Source organism: Pseudoxanthomonas sp., from assembly GCF_002863005.1.
In the GTDB taxonomy this organism is placed as follows: domain Bacteria; phylum Pseudomonadota; class Gammaproteobacteria; order Xanthomonadales; family Xanthomonadaceae; genus Pseudoxanthomonas_A.
This window is the reverse complement of record NZ_PKDG01000025.1, coordinates 80,557-96,825: the sequence shown is the minus strand read 5'-3', so window position 1 is coordinate 96,825 and position 16,269 is coordinate 80,557. Positions and strand designations below refer to the sequence as shown.

Annotated in this window: 15 protein-coding genes; 6 read left to right on the top strand and 9 right to left on the bottom strand. The window is 69.1% G+C overall.

Going from position 1 to position 16,269, the window contains the following annotated elements:
- The first annotated feature begins 77 nt into the window (after positions 1–77).
- On the top strand, positions 78–740 hold the full coding sequence (locus CYU89_RS12350; RefSeq protein ID WP_296281374.1) for a DUF3011 domain-containing protein: 663 nt from the start codon (positions 78–80) through the stop codon (positions 738–740).
- Between the two features lie 55 nt (positions 741–795).
- Here the strand turns inward: CYU89_RS12350 and CYU89_RS12345 are convergent, their stop codons facing one another.
- From CYU89_RS12345 to CYU89_RS12335, 3 genes are read right to left on the bottom strand one after another with little or no spacing between them, the layout of a single operon-like run.
- Positions 796–1,452, bottom strand: coding sequence for an MliC family protein (locus CYU89_RS12345; RefSeq protein WP_296281373.1), 657 nt, complete (start codon positions 1,450–1,452; stop codon positions 796–798).
- 57 nt (positions 1,453–1,509) lie between these two features.
- Positions 1,510–2,769: a HAMP domain-containing sensor histidine kinase gene (locus CYU89_RS12340; RefSeq protein ID WP_296281372.1), complete on the bottom strand. Its 1,260-nt coding sequence runs from the start codon at positions 2,767–2,769 to the stop codon at positions 1,510–1,512.
- A complete protein-coding gene (locus tag CYU89_RS12335) occupies positions 2,766–3,458 on the bottom strand; it encodes a response regulator transcription factor (protein ID WP_296281371.1) in 693 nt (230 codons plus the stop codon). The genes CYU89_RS12340 and CYU89_RS12335 overlap by 4 nt, the downstream gene beginning before the upstream one ends.
- Before the next feature lie 136 nt (positions 3,459–3,594).
- Between CYU89_RS12335 and CYU89_RS12330 the strand changes: the two genes are divergently transcribed.
- From CYU89_RS12330 to CYU89_RS12310, 5 genes are all read left to right on the top strand, one after another.
- Positions 3,595–5,301, top strand: a complete 1,707-nt coding sequence (locus CYU89_RS12330; RefSeq protein WP_343125257.1) for a glycosyltransferase family 39 protein — start codon at positions 3,595–3,597, stop codon at positions 5,299–5,301.
- Between the two features lie 130 nt (positions 5,302–5,431).
- Entirely contained in the window at positions 5,432–6,145 is a 714-nt protein-coding gene (locus CYU89_RS12325) for a phosphatase PAP2 family protein (protein WP_296281370.1), read from the top strand.
- Positions 6,142–7,809: a phosphoethanolamine--lipid A transferase gene (locus CYU89_RS12320; RefSeq protein WP_296281369.1), complete on the top strand. Its 1,668-nt coding sequence runs from the start codon at positions 6,142–6,144 to the stop codon at positions 7,807–7,809. The genes CYU89_RS12325 and CYU89_RS12320 overlap by 4 nt, the downstream gene beginning before the upstream one ends.
- A gap of 26 nt (positions 7,810–7,835) precedes the next feature.
- Positions 7,836–8,570, top strand: coding sequence for a glycosyltransferase family 2 protein (locus CYU89_RS12315; protein WP_296281368.1), 735 nt, complete (start codon positions 7,836–7,838; stop codon positions 8,568–8,570).
- Positions 8,567–8,905 carry a lipid-A-disaccharide synthase N-terminal domain-containing protein gene (locus tag CYU89_RS12310; RefSeq protein ID WP_296281367.1) on the top strand — a complete coding sequence of 113 codons (339 nt, stop codon included), beginning with the start codon at positions 8,567–8,569 and terminating at the stop codon, positions 8,903–8,905. The genes CYU89_RS12315 and CYU89_RS12310 overlap by 4 nt, the downstream gene beginning before the upstream one ends.
- Here CYU89_RS12310 and CYU89_RS12305 read toward each other — a convergent pair whose 3' ends face one another.
- The 6 genes from CYU89_RS12305 to CYU89_RS12280 form a co-directional block, all read right to left on the bottom strand.
- Positions 8,906–10,006: a PQQ-dependent sugar dehydrogenase gene (locus CYU89_RS12305; protein ID WP_296281418.1), complete on the bottom strand. Its 1,101-nt coding sequence runs from the start codon at positions 10,004–10,006 to the stop codon at positions 8,906–8,908.
- A gap of 242 nt (positions 10,007–10,248) precedes the next feature.
- The gene (locus CYU89_RS12300) at positions 10,249–11,319 is read right to left on the bottom strand and encodes a heparan-alpha-glucosaminide N-acetyltransferase domain-containing protein (RefSeq protein WP_296281366.1); all 1,071 of its coding nucleotides are present in this window, start codon (positions 11,317–11,319) and stop codon (positions 10,249–10,251) included.
- A gap of 10 nt (positions 11,320–11,329) precedes the next feature.
- The gene (gene nagA / locus CYU89_RS12295; RefSeq protein ID WP_296281365.1) at positions 11,330–12,475 is read right to left on the bottom strand and encodes an N-acetylglucosamine-6-phosphate deacetylase; all 1,146 of its coding nucleotides are present in this window, start codon (positions 12,473–12,475) and stop codon (positions 11,330–11,332) included.
- Positions 12,472–13,509 carry an SIS domain-containing protein gene (locus CYU89_RS12290; RefSeq protein ID WP_296281364.1) on the bottom strand — a complete coding sequence of 346 codons (1,038 nt, stop codon included), beginning with the start codon at positions 13,507–13,509 and terminating at the stop codon, positions 12,472–12,474. The genes nagA and CYU89_RS12290 overlap by 4 nt, the downstream gene beginning before the upstream one ends.
- Positions 13,506–14,573, bottom strand: a complete 1,068-nt coding sequence (locus CYU89_RS12285; protein ID WP_296281363.1) for a LacI family DNA-binding transcriptional regulator — start codon at positions 14,571–14,573, stop codon at positions 13,506–13,508. Before CYU89_RS12285 ends, CYU89_RS12290 begins: the two co-directional genes overlap by 4 nt.
- Positions 14,574–14,584: 11 nt before the next feature.
- Positions 14,585–15,904, bottom strand: a complete 1,320-nt coding sequence (locus CYU89_RS12280) for a sugar MFS transporter (RefSeq protein ID WP_296281362.1) — start codon at positions 15,902–15,904, stop codon at positions 14,585–14,587.
- Positions 15,905–16,269: the final 365 nt, after the last annotated feature.

Below are 16,269 nucleotides of genomic sequence, written 5' to 3'. Positions count from 1 at the left end.
GTCCGCAGGGGAGCACGGTATCGTGTCGCCGCGGCCGGGGGAGCCGCGCCCTCCCACCATCACACGAAGGACCCGTCATGGAACGCACGCGCCTCCTGCTGTCCGTCTGTCTCGCCGGTGCCGGCCTCTGGGGCGCCGATGCACGCGCCGACGACTACGTGACCTGCGAAAGCCGCAATGATCGCTACCAGAGCTGTTCGATCACCACCGCGGGCTACGTCACGCTCGACCGGCAGCTGTCCAGTACGTCCTGCACGCAAGGCCGCACCTGGGATTACAACCGTCGGGAGATCTGGGTGGACGATGGCTGCCGGGCGACCTTCCGCGTGCACACCAGCTCGTCCGGACACCACGGCGACGACCATGACGCCAAGGTGGCGGCGGGCGTGCTGATCGGTGCGGCGATCCTCGGCGCGATCGCACACAACGCCAACAAGAAGGACGACAAGTACGACGACGACCGCTACCAGGGTGCCCGGCACAGCTCGTACGTGCCGTCGTGGATGATCGGCACGTTCGAGGGTTACAACGCGGTGTACGACCGCGACGTCACCCTCACGATCACCGCGGATGGCCGCGCCACGGCCCGCACGCGCGACCAGACGGTCGACGGCTGGATCAACGACGGCCGGCTCAACGTGGGGAATACCGCGTTCGACATCGACCCGTCGCGAGATGGCCTGGTGACCACGCAGGTCGGCGATCGCCAGAACGAAGTCCGCTACCGCCGCGTGCGCTGACAGCGCCGACGCGGCACGGACGCGCCCGCCACGCCGGCGGGCGCGTCAGCGGTCGTCATTCCACCGGCTTGCAGGTCAGCTTGTTGCCGAAGAAATCGACCGACGCTTCGCCCTGGTGCTCCCAGTACTCGATGCCGACGCGGCCGTACTTCGCACCGCTGGCGGCCGGTTGCGGGAACACGATCGCCTGGTCGTTGCCCCAGGTCATCACCGCCGCCTGCGGATCGATGTCGTTGTAGTACACCATCGTGAAAGGCAGGCGGTTGTCGCTGCATCGGTATTCCACGGTCTTCGGCACCACGACGCCGGGCGCCGCGATGGCCAGCTCGACCAGCCGCGTCCGATAGGACTCCAGCACGCACAGGCGAAGGTCATCGGCCTTCCAGCAGTCGTCGCGCCCCTTGGCCCAGCCTCGCTGCGTGGCAGGGTCCGTGTCCCTGGCATCGGCGTAACGCCTGGCCAGTTGCCGATCCAGCGCGGCGAGTTCGGCGTCGCCGCAGACCAACCGCTCGGCGGCCGCCTGCGCCTTGGCGCAATCGAACGATGGCGGTGACAATGCGGGCGCTTCGGCCGCAGGCGTGGGTGCGGGGGGTGCCACGGGCGCCGCCGCGACCGGAGGCGTGGAGGCCGGCGTTGCGGGGGGCGCGGGCGGTGCCGAGGGCTGGCAGGCCGACAGCAGCACCAGGGACAGGCAGAACAACGGCCGCTTCATGACGGTGTCCTTCGGCAAAGGCGGGACGATGCTAGCGCGTGCCGGCGAAGCCCGGCGTCAACGCGCGATCCGCAGGCGGCTGATCGTGCCGCGACCCGGGGCGGACTGGATGGACAGTGTCCACCCGAAGTGTTCGCACAGGCGCGCCAGCAGGTCCAGGCCGATGCCGCCGCCCTCGCGGCTGCCGCCCCGCGCCAGATGCGCATAGATGCGGCTGATCTCTTCCGGCGTCATGCCATGGCCGGGATCCTGCACGGTGACGGTGGCGTCCGCGTCCAGCGCCACGTGGATCTGGCCCCTGTCGCTGTTCTCGATGGCGTTGCGCAGCAGATTGCCGATCGCGGCCTGCACGATGTGCAACGGCGCGGTCACGCTGCATGGCGCGAGCGCGTCGATGACGACCGACAGGTCCTTGCCTGCCATCAGGTGGCGGTGGTCGTCGATGATGTCGGGGAGCAGCTCGTGCAACGGCACGACTTCCGTGGCGCGCGAGAGGCGTGCCGGATCCTTCGCCAGGGCCAGCAGCAAGCCGATCAGCCGTTCCACGTCGCGCGCGGTGCGGTGGATGCGTTGCACCTGCTGGCGAGCGGGCGCGGGCAGTTCCGCCTGGTCCAGCGCAAGCTCGCTGGCGCCGGCGATGACGGCGATGGGCGTGCGCAGCTCGTGGCTGGCGGTGTCGATGAAGACGCGCTCGCGCTCGACGAACGCGTCCTGGCGGCGCAGATAGTCGTTGAGCGCGTTGGTGATGACATGCAGCTCCGCACTGGCGTCCCGCGCGACCGCGATGCGCTGGCCCGCGTGGTCGGGCGACAGTGCATCGATGTCGTCGGCCAGGTCGGACAGCGGCCGCAACGAATTGCCGACGCCGCGCGCCACCATCACGCCGATCACCACCAGCACGACCAGCGCCAGCCCCAGCGAGCCGATGATCAGCGCGTCCTCGATGGCTTCGATCCCGGTGATGTCGCGCACGACGAAGTACTGCACGCCGTCCACGCGCTCGACCAGCACCACGTTTTCGCGCCCGTCGAACCAGAAGTCGTCATGGACGCCCGCAGGCAGCATCGACAGGCCCGGCGGCGGCGGACGGCCGGGCACGCGGTAGAGCTGCACGGCGTCCGTATCCTGCCAGCGATGGCGCGGATCGGCCTGCCGGCGCGCGAGGTGTTCGGCGATCTCCCGGTGGAGCAGCGACTTCCAGACCCGGTCCTCGAGGAAGTCGTCCGCGAAGACCAGCAGGATCACCGCGGCCAGCAGCACGGCGTAGCCGCCCAGCAGCCGCCGGATCTGCCCGCTCAGGCTGCGGTGGCGCTTCATGCCTCCGTCGCCCCGTGGGGCACGGCGAGCCGGTAGCCGGTGCGGGGAAGCGTATGGATCAGCTTGACCGGAAACGGACCGTCCACGCTGCGCCGGAGTTCGTAGATGTGCGAACGGAGCATGTCGCCGTCGGGCGGATCGTCGCCCCACAGGGCATGTTCCAGTTGCTGGCGGGTGACGGCCGCCGGACTCGCCTGCATCAGCGTTTCCAGCAATTTGCGGCATGCGGGGTACAGGTGCAGCGCCTGTCCGGCGCGCATGACCTCCAGCGTGGCCAGGTCGAGGGTCAGATCGTGCACCTGCAGCAGCTTGCGCCGCTGCCGGCCCTGGACGCGCGCCAGCAACGCCTCCAGGCGGACCTCCAGTTCCGGCAACGCGAATGGCTTGGTCAGGTAGTCGTCGGCCCCCGCGCGGAAACCGGAGATCTTGTCCGGCAGTTCGTCGCGCGCCGTCAGCATGATGACCGGCACGTCGGAGGCATGGTCCTCGCGCAACCGGCGCAGGACCTCCGGACCCTCCAGCCGCGGCAGCATCCAGTCCAGCACGACGGCGTCGTACGCCTGCGTGGCGGCCAGGTGCAGGCCGGTCACGCCGTCGGGCGCCGCGTCCAGGGTGTGGCCGCGCGCCTCGAAGTAGTCGAACAGGTTCGCGACCAGGTTCCGGTTGTCTTCGATCACCAGCAGCCGCATCAGCAGGATCCGCGCGAAGGGAGGAGGACCGGCAGCATCGCAGGCCGGACGTCGAAACGCCGTCGGAACTCCGACGGTTCTCTTACGCCGCATGATCCACGATCATGCGCCCGACTGCCGACCGCCGACCCCGCCGATGCGACCGACGCCGCTCCGACACGCCCCCCGCTGGCAGACCCCGTTGTTGATCGCGCTAGTGGTGTGGGCGCTGTTGGCGGGCCTGGGCCTGCGCGAACCGATGCCGGCCGACGAGCCACGCTTCGTGCTGGCGGCGCGGACGATGGTCGAGAGCGGGCAATGGCTGTTCCCGCACCGGGGCATCGAGCTGTACGCGGAAAAACCCCCGACTTTCATGTGGCTGCAGGCGGCCAGTTATCTGCTGGTGCGCGACTGGCACGTGGCCTTCCTGCTGCCCTCGCTGCTGGCGGCCTTGCTGACGCTGTGGCTGTCCGGCGACCTGGCGCGCCGGCTGTGGGGCCGCCGCGCCGTGCCGTACGCGGTGTTCGGCCTGTTCGCGTGCCTGCAGTTCGCGCTGCAGGCCAAGCGGGCGCAGATCGACATGGTGCTGGTGGGCATGACCACGCTGTCGCTGTGGGCGCTGATGCGCTACCTGCTGGAAACGCCGCGCGCGTGGCTGCTGGCGCTGGGCACCTTCGCGGCGGGGCTGGGCACGGTGACCAAGGGCGTGGGCTTCCTGCCGCTGCTGGTCTTCGTGCCCTGGCTGTGGGTGCGGTGGAGGTCGCGCCGCGCGCTGCCGCCGCATCGTGGCGTGCACACGCTGGCGGGCGTGGCGGGCTTCGTCGCCGGCGCCGGGGTGTGGCTGGTGCCGATGCTGTCGGTCGCGCTGACCTCGTCCGATCCCGCGCTGCACGCGTACGCGCGCGAAATGCTCTTCAAGCAGACCGGCACGCGCTATGCCAATGCCTGGCACCACGTGAAGCCGGCCTGGTACTACCTGCAGACGATACTGACGCTGTGGCTGCCGGGCGTCCTGCTGGCACCCTGGCTGGTGCCGGCGTGGTGGCGACGCCTGCGCCGCGTGGACCCCCGGCATGCGCTGCTGCTGGGCTGGGCGGTACTGGTGCTGGTGTTCTTCAGTGCCAGCCCGGGCAAGCGCGAGGTCTATGTCTTCCCCATGCTGCCGGCATTGGCGGTGGCGGCGTCGCCGTTGCTGGCCGGGTTGCTGCGCCGACGCGGCGTGCGGACGGTGCTGTGGTCGTACCTGGCGGTGCTCGTGGCGGTCGCCGGTGGACTGGGGCTGTGGCTGCTCACCGCGTCGCCGGCGCGCGTGCATGCGCTGGTCGATGGCCGCGGCATGGACATGGACACGGTGGCGCAGCTGGGGCGATGGCTGGCCGGTTTCGCGGCCGTGGCGGTCGTGGTGATGGTCGCGGCACGACGACGGGTGGCCGTGGCGCTGGTCGCGGTCACCGCAGCGCTGTGGACGGCGTATGGCATGGGTTTCATGCCGGCGCTCAGTCCCGACAGTTCGGCGAAGGCCCTGATGCAGCGGGTCGGTGAACGGATCGGCCCCCAGGCCGAACTGGCCATGCTGGGCTGGCGCGAACAGCACCTGCTGCAGGCCGACCGCCCGGTCGCCGACTTCGGCTTCAAGCAACCCTGGGCCGCGCAATGGCAGCACGCGCATGCGTGGTTGCTGGAAGCACCTGCGCAGCGCTGGTTGTTCCTGCGCAAGGAAGCCATCGGACCCTGCCTGGACCCGGCGAAGGTGGTGGACATCGGTGCGTCCAACCGGCGCGCATGGATTCTGGCCCCGAGCGCGGCATGGATCCCGGGCTGCGAGGTCCCGACCGACTGGTCGGCGGACGTCAGCGAAGACTGAATCGGCGGCAACCCGGGACGCTCGCACGCCCGGTTTCGTGCGCCTCTTAACGCGGCTCCGACGCGCGTCCGACCGCGCTACGACGTAACCGCCACCAGCATGCGTGCACGTTCCGCTCGCCGCCTGCCGCATGTCGTCCTTCCCGGTCCGCTCCCTCTCGCGTTCCCTCGCCAGACCGTCGTGGCGGTTGCCGTGGTCGTTGCCGGTGCTGCTGCTCGCGTGGTGGCTCGCACGCCATGTGGACCTGGCGGTGGCCCACGGGCTGTTCCACTGGGAAGGCGACGTCTGGTCGCTCAAGCGCAGCGTGCTGCTGGAAGCGGCGCTGCATCGTGGCGGCCGGCTCCTGAGCCAGGCGGCCTGGGCCGGCGTGCTCGTCGCCACGCTGCTGCACTGGCGTTCGCCGGCCTCGCAGGCGTGGACGCGGCCGGCGGCGCGCTTGCTGCTGTCGGTCTTCGCATCGGTGGCCTGCGTGGCCGCGTTGAAGGCCCTGACCCACATGGACTGTCCCTGGGACCTGGCAGGCCTGGGAGGCGACCGGGCGTTCGTGGCGTTGTTCGAAGCACGGCCCGCGACGATGCCGCCCGCCGCGTGTTTTCCCGCCGCACATGCCGCGGGCGGCTATGCCTGGGTGGCGCTGTATTTCTTCCTGTCGCAGGTGGCACCGCGCTGGCGCCGGGCCGGGCTCGCCGTCGGCCTGGTGGCCGGTGCCGTGTTCGGTGCAGCACAGCAATTGCGCGGGGCGCATTTCCTCTCGCACGACATCGCCAGCTTGGCGGTGTGCTGGACGGTGGCCTGGGGCGTGGACGCCCTGTCCGCACCGTCCCCTCGGGAGACGCAGGCATGAGCGCGTCGGTCGTCGAGCACGCGCACGCCGGCTCGCGCGGGCAACGCCTGCTTGCCCTGCTCGCCGTGCGGCCGCGACTGCACACGGAAACGCTGATCCTGTTCGCGTGCCTGTACTTCAGCCTGTTCGCCAACGCGGAATTCTGGCGCGCCGCCGCACCCCAGCCGTGGACGCACGGTATGTGGACGCTGTCGCTGTTCCTCCTGGTCACCGCCGTGCATGGCGTGTGGCTGTCGCTGCTGGTCTGGCGACATACCGCGCGCTGGGTGCTGTCGGTGCTGGTGGTGGTGGCGGCCCTGGCCGGCCACTACATGGCCAGTTACGGCATCTACATCGATGCCGACATGGTCCGCAACGTGCTGCATACCGACTGGCGCGAGGCGAGCGACCTGGCCGGCGCCGATGCCGTGCTGCCGCTGCTGGCATCCGTTCCCGCGCTGCTCGTGGTGTGGCGCGTGCGCCTGCGTCCCCGCACGTGGTCGCGCACGTTGCTGGCACGTGTGCTGTTCCTCGGTGGCATGGTGGTGGTCGGCGCGCTCGGCGTGCTGCCCTCGATCCAGCCGCTCACCGCCTTCCTGCGCAACCAGCGCGAAGTACGCTACCTGGTCACGCCCGCCAACGTGCTGGTATCGCTGGCCAAGGTGGTCAGCGAGGAGGCGCCGGGCAAGGCGCGCGTGCAGCTGCCGATCGGCGAAGACGCCATGCAGTCGCCGGCCGCCACCATGCGCCGCCCCCGCCTGGTGGTGCTGGTCGTAGGCGAGACGGCCCGCGCCGCCAACTGGGGCCTCAATGGCTACGCGCGCCAGACCACGCCGGAGCTGGCGCGGCGCGGCGTACTCAATTTCCCCCATGTCGCCGCCTGCGGCAGCAGCACCGAGGTATCGCTGCCCTGCATGTTCTCGCCATACGGGCGCGAGCATTACGACGAGAAGGAGATCCGCGGGCACCAGTCGCTGCTGCACGTGCTGCAGCGTGCGGGCGTGGCCACGCTGTGGCGGGACAACCAGTCCGGCTGCAAGGGTGTATGCAACGGGCTGCCGGTGGAAGACCTGCACGCACGCAACGACCCCGCGCTGTGCGACGGCAAGCGCTGCGAAGACGGCATCCTGCTCACCGGCCTCGCAGACGCCGCGCGCCGCAACACGGGCGATCAGGTGATCGTGCTGCACATGCTGGGCAACCACGGACCCACGTATTTCGAACGCTATCCGCCCGTCTTCAAGGTGTACCAGCCCGTCTGCGAGACCTCGGACCTGGGCCGGTGCTCGCGGGCGCAGATCGTCAATGCGTACGACAATGCGCTGCGCTACACCGACCACGTACTGGCCGGGGCCATCGATGCGCTCGCCGGCATGGAGGATTACGACACAGCCCTGCTGTACGTCTCCGACCATGGCGAGTCACTGGGCGAGAACGGGCTGTACCTGCACGGCATGCCGTATTCGATCGCCCCCCGCGAGCAGTTGCAGGTGCCGATGGTCGCCTGGTTCTCCGAAGGCTGGCGCAAGGCGACCGGTCTGGACGACACTTGCCTGCGCCGCCAGGCGGCCGGCCAGCGCAGCCATGACGACCTGTTCCACACGATGCTGGGCCTGACCGACGTGAAGACGGCCCTCTACCGGCCGGACCACGACATTTTCCTGACCTGCCGGAGTGGACGATGACCCTCCCTTCCCCAGCAAGCAGCCCCATGACGAGTCTGTCCGTCGTCATTCCCGTCTTCAACGAGCGCGGCAACATCGGGCCGCTGGTCGAGGAAGTGGTACGCCACCTGCGCGGCCACGTCGCCTTCGACATCGTGTGCGTGGACGACCAGTCCGACGACGACACCCGCGACGTGCTGACGGCCCTGAAGGCCGAGGTCCCCGAGCTGCGGGTGCTGGTGCACCATCGCCGCAGCGGGCAGAGCACGGCGATCCGTACCGGCGTGAAGCAGGCCCTGTCGCCGTGGATCGCGACGCTGGACGGCGATGGCCAGAACGACCCCGGCGACATCCCGAAGCTGCTCGCCGCGCGCGACGCCGCCGATGCACAGACCAAGCTGTTCGCCGGCTGGCGCGTCGACCGCAAGGACACCGCCAGCAAGCGCTGGGCGTCGCGCTGGGCCAACCGCATCCGCCAGCGCCTGCTGCGCGACGACACGCCGGACACCGGCTGCGGCATCAAACTGTTCGAGCGCGCCGCCTTCCTGGACCTCCCCTATTTCGACCACATGCATCGCTACCTGCCCGCGCTGATGCAGCGCGCGGGCTGGAAGACCGTCAGCGTGCCGGTCTCGCACCGGCCGCGTGGGTCGGGGCAGTCGAAGTACACCAACCTCGGGCGCGCCCTCGTGGGCGTGCGCGATCTCATGGGCGTCTCGTGGCTGATCCAGCGCAGCCACGTCACCGCGATCAGCGAGATCAACGCGGGGCGCAAGCCATGAGCGTGATGGACCAGGAACTCGTCTGGCTGGGCTGGACCGGCCTGCACATGACTCCCTGGAAGCTGATCGGCCTGACCGGCGCCGCCATGTTCGGCGCGCGCTGGGTGGTGCAGTTCGTCGCCTCGCGGCGCGCGCGCCGGCCCGTCATCCCGCGCCTGTTCTGGTACATGAGCCTGGCCGGCAGCCTGATGGCGCTGAGCTACTTCCTGTTCTCGTCCAAGCAGGATGCGGTGGGCGTGCTGCAGAACCTGCTGCCGGCGTTCACCGCCGCCTACAGCCTGTACCTGGACATCCGCAACGGACGCGAGACGCGCACGGACGGCCGCCCGGCCTGATCAGCTGCGGTTGGGCGTGAGCTTCAGTAACCGCCCGCCGGCGCCGTCCTCCAGCAACCACAGCGCGCCGTCCGGCCCCTGTTCGACCTCGCGGATGCGCCGCCCCATCGGATAGCGCCGCGCTTCGCGCGCCTGCGTGCCGGTGAATTCGATCTCGACCAGCGCCTGCGAGGCCAGGCCGCCGATGAAGCCCTTGCCGCGGAACCAGGGAAACAGGTTGCCGGTGTAGATGACGAAGCCCGCCGGCGCTATCACCGGCGACCACCAGGCCTCGGGCGCGTTCAAGTCCGGTCGCGTCACGTGGTCCGGGATCGGAGTGCCGTCGTACTGGTCGCCGTTGGACACGACGGGCCAGCCATAGTTGGCGCCGCGTTCGATCAGGTTCAGTTCGTCGCCGCCCGACGGTCCCATTTCATGCGTCCACAGCTGTCCCGACGGATCGAAGGCGATGCCGAGCAGGTTGCGGTGGCCCAGGCTCCACACCTGCGCCGCAATGCCGCCCTGCGCCGCGAACGGATTGTCCGGCGGCAGGCTGCCATCGTCGTTGAGCCGGATCAGCTTGCCGAGTGAGGACTGCAGGTCCTGTGCGGGCGTCTGCTGATCGCGCTCGCTCGAGGTGATCCACAACTTGCCGTCCGCTCCGAAAGCGAGCCGGTGTCCGTAGTGGTTCGAACCCGACACCTTCGGCAACTGGCGCCAGATCACCTGCAGGTTGGACAGGCTTCCGCCATTGCCACTGGCATCGAGCTGCAGCGTGGCGCGCGCCACGGCAGCGCCGCGCGTGCCGCCGCTGCCGGCTTCCGCATAGCTGACATAGACCAGCCGGTTGTCGGCGAAGCGGGGATGCAGCAGCACGTCGCCGAAGCCCCCCTGCCCGCCGTAGGCGACCGTCGGCACCCCGATGATCTCGCCGACCTGGCCGCTCGCGACGTTGGCCAGGCGGAGCTTCCCGGATTTCTCGGTCACCAGCAGGCGACCGTCCGGCAGGAACGTCATCGCCCAGGGCTCGTTGAACGTGGCGACCGGCGTACTGGTGAACGGCGGGTCGGGGACCTGCCGCGCGCGCGACAGTCCTGCCATGGTGCGGCCCGTGCCGGTCATCGCCGCCGCGGTCCCGGCCGGTGCCGGCGTCGCTGCCGTGCCCGCGGCGGAGCCGGTCGTGGACATGACGCGGGAGGCCACCACCGCCTTCGCGCCCTCCTCGGTGATCGACGCCCGCTGGCAGGCGGATACGCACAGGCAACAGACAAGCAGCAACGGCATCTTCATGCAGGCGGCATCCGGCGGGGCTCGTTGCCCTTGTACGCCTGCGGAGCGAAGAAAAGCGTGACGACGGCGGAGCTTCAGACCTTCACGTACCAGCCGCGGCGATCCATCGCCCACACGACCAGCCACCACACGCCGACGAACGACAGCGCGAACGCCAGCGACGGCAGGTACGGTCCGAAGCGCGGCGTCATCCAGTCGGCGAATCCGACCCGATACAGCGGCTCCATCCAGCCGAGCGCGAGCAGTACGTACGTCATCACGGCGGCGCCGACATAGGCGGCGATGGCATTCGCACCGAAGCGCCGCCCCACCGCCGGCCACCCCTGCCGGTCCACCGCCGCATGGGCGAGCGCCAGCGCAAGCGATGCGCAGCCGGCGGAGAACAGCGCAAACGACGACGTCCACAGCGCCTTGTTCAATGGGGACACACTGCTCCATGCCAGTCCGAGGGCCACGGCCGCCATGCCGGCCAGCAACAGCGTGCGCAGCGCACCGCCCCGCAACCAAGCGCCGGCCCGCACGCCGAACAGCGTGGTGGCGATGGCGGGCAACGTGCTCAGCAACCCCTCTGGATCCTGCCCGCGCGCGAGCGTCGCATCCCACTGGTACAGCCACGGTGCGAACAACGCCGTATCCAAGCGTGCCGGCAGGTTCGTGTAGGCGGCATAGCCGGACGGCGCGAGCAGCGCCCAGTAGCCGAGCAGGAACGCGCCGATCAATGCCCACTGCAGGCGAGGCTTCACGTACAGCGCGATCAGGCCGGCCGCAGCGAAACACAGGCCGATCCGCTGCAGCACGCCCCAGGGGCGGAAGTGCGGACGGTCCAGCATCACGTACGCCAGCAGGTGCAGCGCCAGGCCGAGCGCGACGATCTTCGCCGCGCGCCACAGCAGCGCGCGCACCAGCACGCCATGCGCCACGCCTGTTTCGCTACGCGGCACGATGCCCAGCGAGATCGATACGCCGACGATGAAGAGGAAGAACGGGAACACCAGGTCGGTCGGTGTCACGCCATGCCATTCCGCGTGCAGCAGCGGTGCGTAGACATGCGACCAATCGCCCGGCGTGTTGACCAGCAGCATCGCGGCGACCGTCAGGCCACGCAGCGCATCTACGGACGCGAACCGGGCCGGTGCGACGCTCATGCGCGCGGGATCAGGCGCCGCCGATCCACGTGCCGACGATCTGCAGGTCGGCGTCCAGCGCCACCAGGTCGGCGCGGTAGCCGGGCGCGATGCGGCCGTGCGTCGCTCCCAGGCCGAGGACATCGGCGGGATAGGTGGACGCCATGCGCGCTGCCTCGTCCAGCGGCAGGCCGAGCAGCCGCACGCAGTTGCGCACGGCGGTGATCATGTCCAACGCCGAACCCGCCAACGCGCCGGCGGCATTGCGCACCACGCCGTCGACGGCGGTGATGGTTTCGCCATACAGATCGAACGACGGATCGTCCGAACCGACCATCGGCATCGCATCGGTGACCAGGACCACCTTGCCGCGCGGCTTGGCCGCCAACGCGACGCGCAGGCTGGCCGGATGCACGTGCACGCCATCGACGATCACGCCACACCAGCAGCCGTCGTCCTCCAGCGCAGCACCGACCGCGCCCGGTTCGCGGCCCTGCAACGGCGACATCGCGTTGTAGAGATGGGTGAAGCCCGACACGCCCGCGTCGATGCCGGCGCGGATCTGTTCGTAGCTGCCCGCCGTGTGGCCGGCGACGACGATCGCGCCGCGCGCCACCAAGGTGCGAATGGTGTCGGTCGGCACCTGTTCGGGCGCAAGCGTCAGCAGGGTCACGCCGTTGTCGAGCGACGTCGCCATCGCGATTTCGTCCGCGCCGGGCACGCGGAACTTCGCCGCATCGTGCGTGCCCTTGCGCGCGGGCGCGATGTACGGGCCCTCCAGGTGGATGCCGAGCACGCCCGGCACGCCCTGCGCGATGGCGTCGCGTATCGCCGCGATCGCGCGCGCCATCACGTCGGCATCGTCGCTGATCAAGGTCGGCAACAGGCCGGTCGTGCCGAAGCGCCGGTGCGCCTTCGCGATCGTGCGGATCGCCTCCACACTCGTATCGTTGTTGAACAGCGCGCCACCGCCACCGTTGACCTGCGCATCGATGAAGCCGGGCAGCAACGTCGCGCCGCGAAGATCGTGCCGCACCGCATCTGAAGGGATCGCATCGTCCGCGAGCAGGTCGGCGATGCGGCCGTCCTGCATCAGTACCGCCAGGCCTTCAACGAAGCCGTCCGGCGTCAGCACGCGGGCGTTGCAGAGGGCAATGGCGGCGCTCGTCGCGTTCATACCGTTTCCGTGACCTTGTTGAGGTGCGGCGGCACATCCGGATTGTGGCCGCGACGCAGCGCGAGCGCATTGATCGCCCGGTAGAAGCTCTGGATGGTCAGCAGCGGCGCGCACGCCGGATGCGGTGCCTCGACCAGTGGCAGATCGCCCTGGCGCGATGCCACCCACACCTGCGCACCGCGGTCGCGGAATTCCTGCGCCAGCGCCAGCGTGCCGGCTTCGGTTTCGTCCGGCTGGGCGAAGCAGAGCACCGGGAAGCCCGGACCGACCAGCGCCATCGGTCCGTGTTTCACTTCCGCCGAACTGTAGGCCTCGGCGTGCAGGCCGCAGGTTTCCTTGAATTTCAATGCGGCTTCCTGCGCGGCGGCGAGGCCCAAGCCTCGTCCCAGCACGAACAGGTTGTGCGCACCCACCAATCCATCGCTCAGCGGCGACCAGTCCGCCTGCCACGCGCGACGCAGCGCGTCGGGCAGGGCATCGGCGGCGGCATGCAGCGGCGCCTCGTCCTTCCAGTACGCGGCCAGCTGCAGGATCGCCGCGAGCGAACCCAGGTAGCTCTTGGTTGCCGCCACGCTGCGCTCGGGACCGGCGCGCAGCGGCAGCACGGTGTCGGCGAGTTGCGCCAGCGGCGAGTCTTCCACGTTCACCAGTGCGACCACGCGTGCGCCGGCCTCCTTGGCCGCGCTCGCGTTGCGCAGCAGGTCCGGGCTCTTGCCCGACTGCGAGATCACCACGTACAGCGCATCGACCAGTCGCTGCTTCGCTTCGTACACCGACCCCACCGACGGCGATGCCGACGCGGTGACCACGCCCAACTGCGTCTCGAACAGGTACTTCGCGTAGGTCGCGGCATGATCGGAACTGCCGCGCGCGCAGGTCACCACGAATGGTGGAGGACTACGGCGCAGGTCGTCCGCCAGCGCTTTCACCGTCGCGGCGTTGCGCGCGTACTGGTCGGAGACGATGTCGGCGGTCTGGGCCGCCTCCTGGTGCATCAGGGTGTCGGAAGGCGCAGGCAGTAGCGTGTCGGTCATGGCGAGAGCGGTTCGGGTCGGTCGGCGCGCGGACGGACCGGCGCCGTGGAGCCCCGCACCACCAACTGCGGCACGAAGCCCTGGTTGTGCACGGGGGTGGGGTTGTCGTCATAGGCATCGGTACGCAGGCCGGCGATCAGCAGGCGTGCGGCCTGTTTTGCGATGTCCTGCGTCGCCTGCTTGGCGGTGGTCAGCGGCGGCCACGACTGCTTGGAGAACGGACTGTCTTCGAAACCGGCGATGGACAGGTCATAAGGCACGTTCATGCCGGCCGACTTCGCCGCTGCCAGGACGCCGGCCGCGATTTCGTCGTTGGAACCGAAGATCGCCGTGGGCGGTTCGCGCAGCGCCAGCAGGCGGCGCGCGCCGCGGAAACCGTCGTCGAACGTGTAATCGCCCGGCACGACGAGATGCTTGTCGAGGGTGATGCCGTAGTCCTTCAACGCTTTCTCGTAACCGGCATAGCGTTCGGTACTCGACCGGTGCGCCAGTCCGCCCCACAGGAAGCCGATGCGCTGGTGTCCGAGCTGGATCAGGTGTTCGGTGATCTCGTAGGCGGCATCGCGATCATCGACATAGACGCACGGCAGGCCGTCTTCCGGATCTTCGGTCGCGGCGATGATGCGCACCAGCTTCACCCCGCGCGCAGCCAATGCCGTCACCAGGTCGGCGCGTTCGGACATCGGCGCGGTCAGCACCAGGCCGGCCAGGCGCGAGCGCTGGACGAATTCCACTAGCTCCTCGGCCAGCAATGGCGAGGTGGAATCGACCGGATGGATCTGCAGGCCGAAGCCGGTCTCCTTGCAGGCGGCCAGCACGCCGTTCTGCACGCCGATGATGTGGTACGGGTTGGGGTTGTCGTAGACCAGCCCGATCACGAACGGCGTGCCGCTGCGCAGGTTGCGCGCGGACTGGTCCGGTTCGTAGTCCAGTTCGGCGATGGCGTGCAGCACGCGCGCGCGCGTGCCCTGCAGCACCGACGGCTCGTTGTTGATGACCCGGGACACGGTCTTCAGCGAGACCTTCGCGCGTTCGGCGACGTCCTTGATGGTGGGTCGGCGCATGGGCGTTTCCGTCATGGAGGCGAGTCCACCATGATGCCGCGTTCCGGGACGCCCGTCGCCGCCCGTTTCGCGCTGCCCACGCGGTGCCCGGCCAGCGCGTAGTAGAGGATGTACAGGTAGCCGGGAATGGCCAGTCCGGCGAACACGACCTGGAAGTCGTAGTGCTGCTTCAGCACCGCGAACAACTGCGGCAGGATCGCTCCGCCGGCGATGCCCATGATCAGCAGGGCCGATCCGGTCTCGGTATGCCGGCCCAGTCCCTTGATCGCCAACGGGAAGATCGCCGGCCACATCATCGCGTTGGCGAAGCCCAGTGCAGCGACGAAGCCCACCGACACGTAGCCGTGCGTCAGCAGCGCGCCGAGGGCGAACAGCACGCCCAGCGTGGCGGAGATGGCCAGGTAGCGTGCCTGCGACACGAAGCGCGGGATCACGGCCAATCCGACCAGGTAACCGGCCAGCATCGCGAACAGGGTGTAGGTGGTGAACAGCTTGGTCTGGTCCAGCGGCAGGCCGAAGCCCCTTCCATAGGTGCCGATCGCGTCGCCCGCCAACACCTCCACCCCCACGTAGAGGAACAGGCAGAGCACGCCCAGCCACAGGTGCGGGAAGCGCGACAGGCCACGTGCGCCATCGGCGGCATCGGCCGCGGGCGCGGCATTGACCTCGGACGGCTTCACCTCGGGCAGCGGCGAGAACAGGATGCCGATGGCGACCACGACCAGGAGGCCGGCCATCACCAGGTACGGCAGGTGGATCTTCGCTGCGAACGCGTCCAGCAGCGCCACCTTGCCGGCCGCATCGGCTGTGGCGACCTGTGCGGCCAGGTCGCCCACGCCATGCAGGACCAGCGTCCCGAGCACGAGCGGCGCCAGCATGCCGGCGATCTTGTTGCAGATGCCCATCAGCGCGATGCGCTGCGCGGCACTCTCGATGGGGCCGAGGATGCTGACGTAGGGGTTCACCGCCGTCTGCAGCAGCGCCAGGCCGCCGCCGATCACGAACAGGCCGGCCAACGCACCGGGGTACCAGCGCTGGGTGGAGAACTCGCCGAACATCGCGGCGCCAACCGCCATCACGAACAAGCTGGCCGCCAGACCCTTCTTCATGCCGGTGCGCTTGAGCAACGCCGCAGCAGGCAACGCGAGGAAGAAGTACGACAGGTAGAACACCATCAGTACGAGGAAGGCATTCACCTCGTCCAGATCGAAGGCGAGCTGCACGAAGGTGATCAGCGGGCCGTTGATCCAGGTGAAGAACCCGATGATGAAGAACAGCACGCCGACGATGGCGAGCGAACGGAGCGGGGTGGTTCCAGCGGCGGTACTCATGCAATCCCCTCGATCTGGGAGGTCGCGCCTGCGCGCGACATCGGGAACAACGTTGTCAAAGCCATCAGGCAGCCCCACGGAACTTGGAGGTCTCCAAGCGACCTGGCCTTCCTTCTGTGAGTGCACCGGCATAGTGCGCCGCAGCATAAAGTCCTGTAGGACTTAGCGCTTTTCCGCCTTTGCATGCCGCAATTGGCAACACCAATGCGCTCAATTGAATAATGAATACGAGCATTGTTGTCGGTTCCATACATCGCCTTGGCCGCCAGACGGCTATTTCATGACAGAGTCTTGACAACGTTGTCAAACACTTTCCACACTCCGGCCATATCGGGATGACGGGGTCCCGGCCGCGAACATGTGGG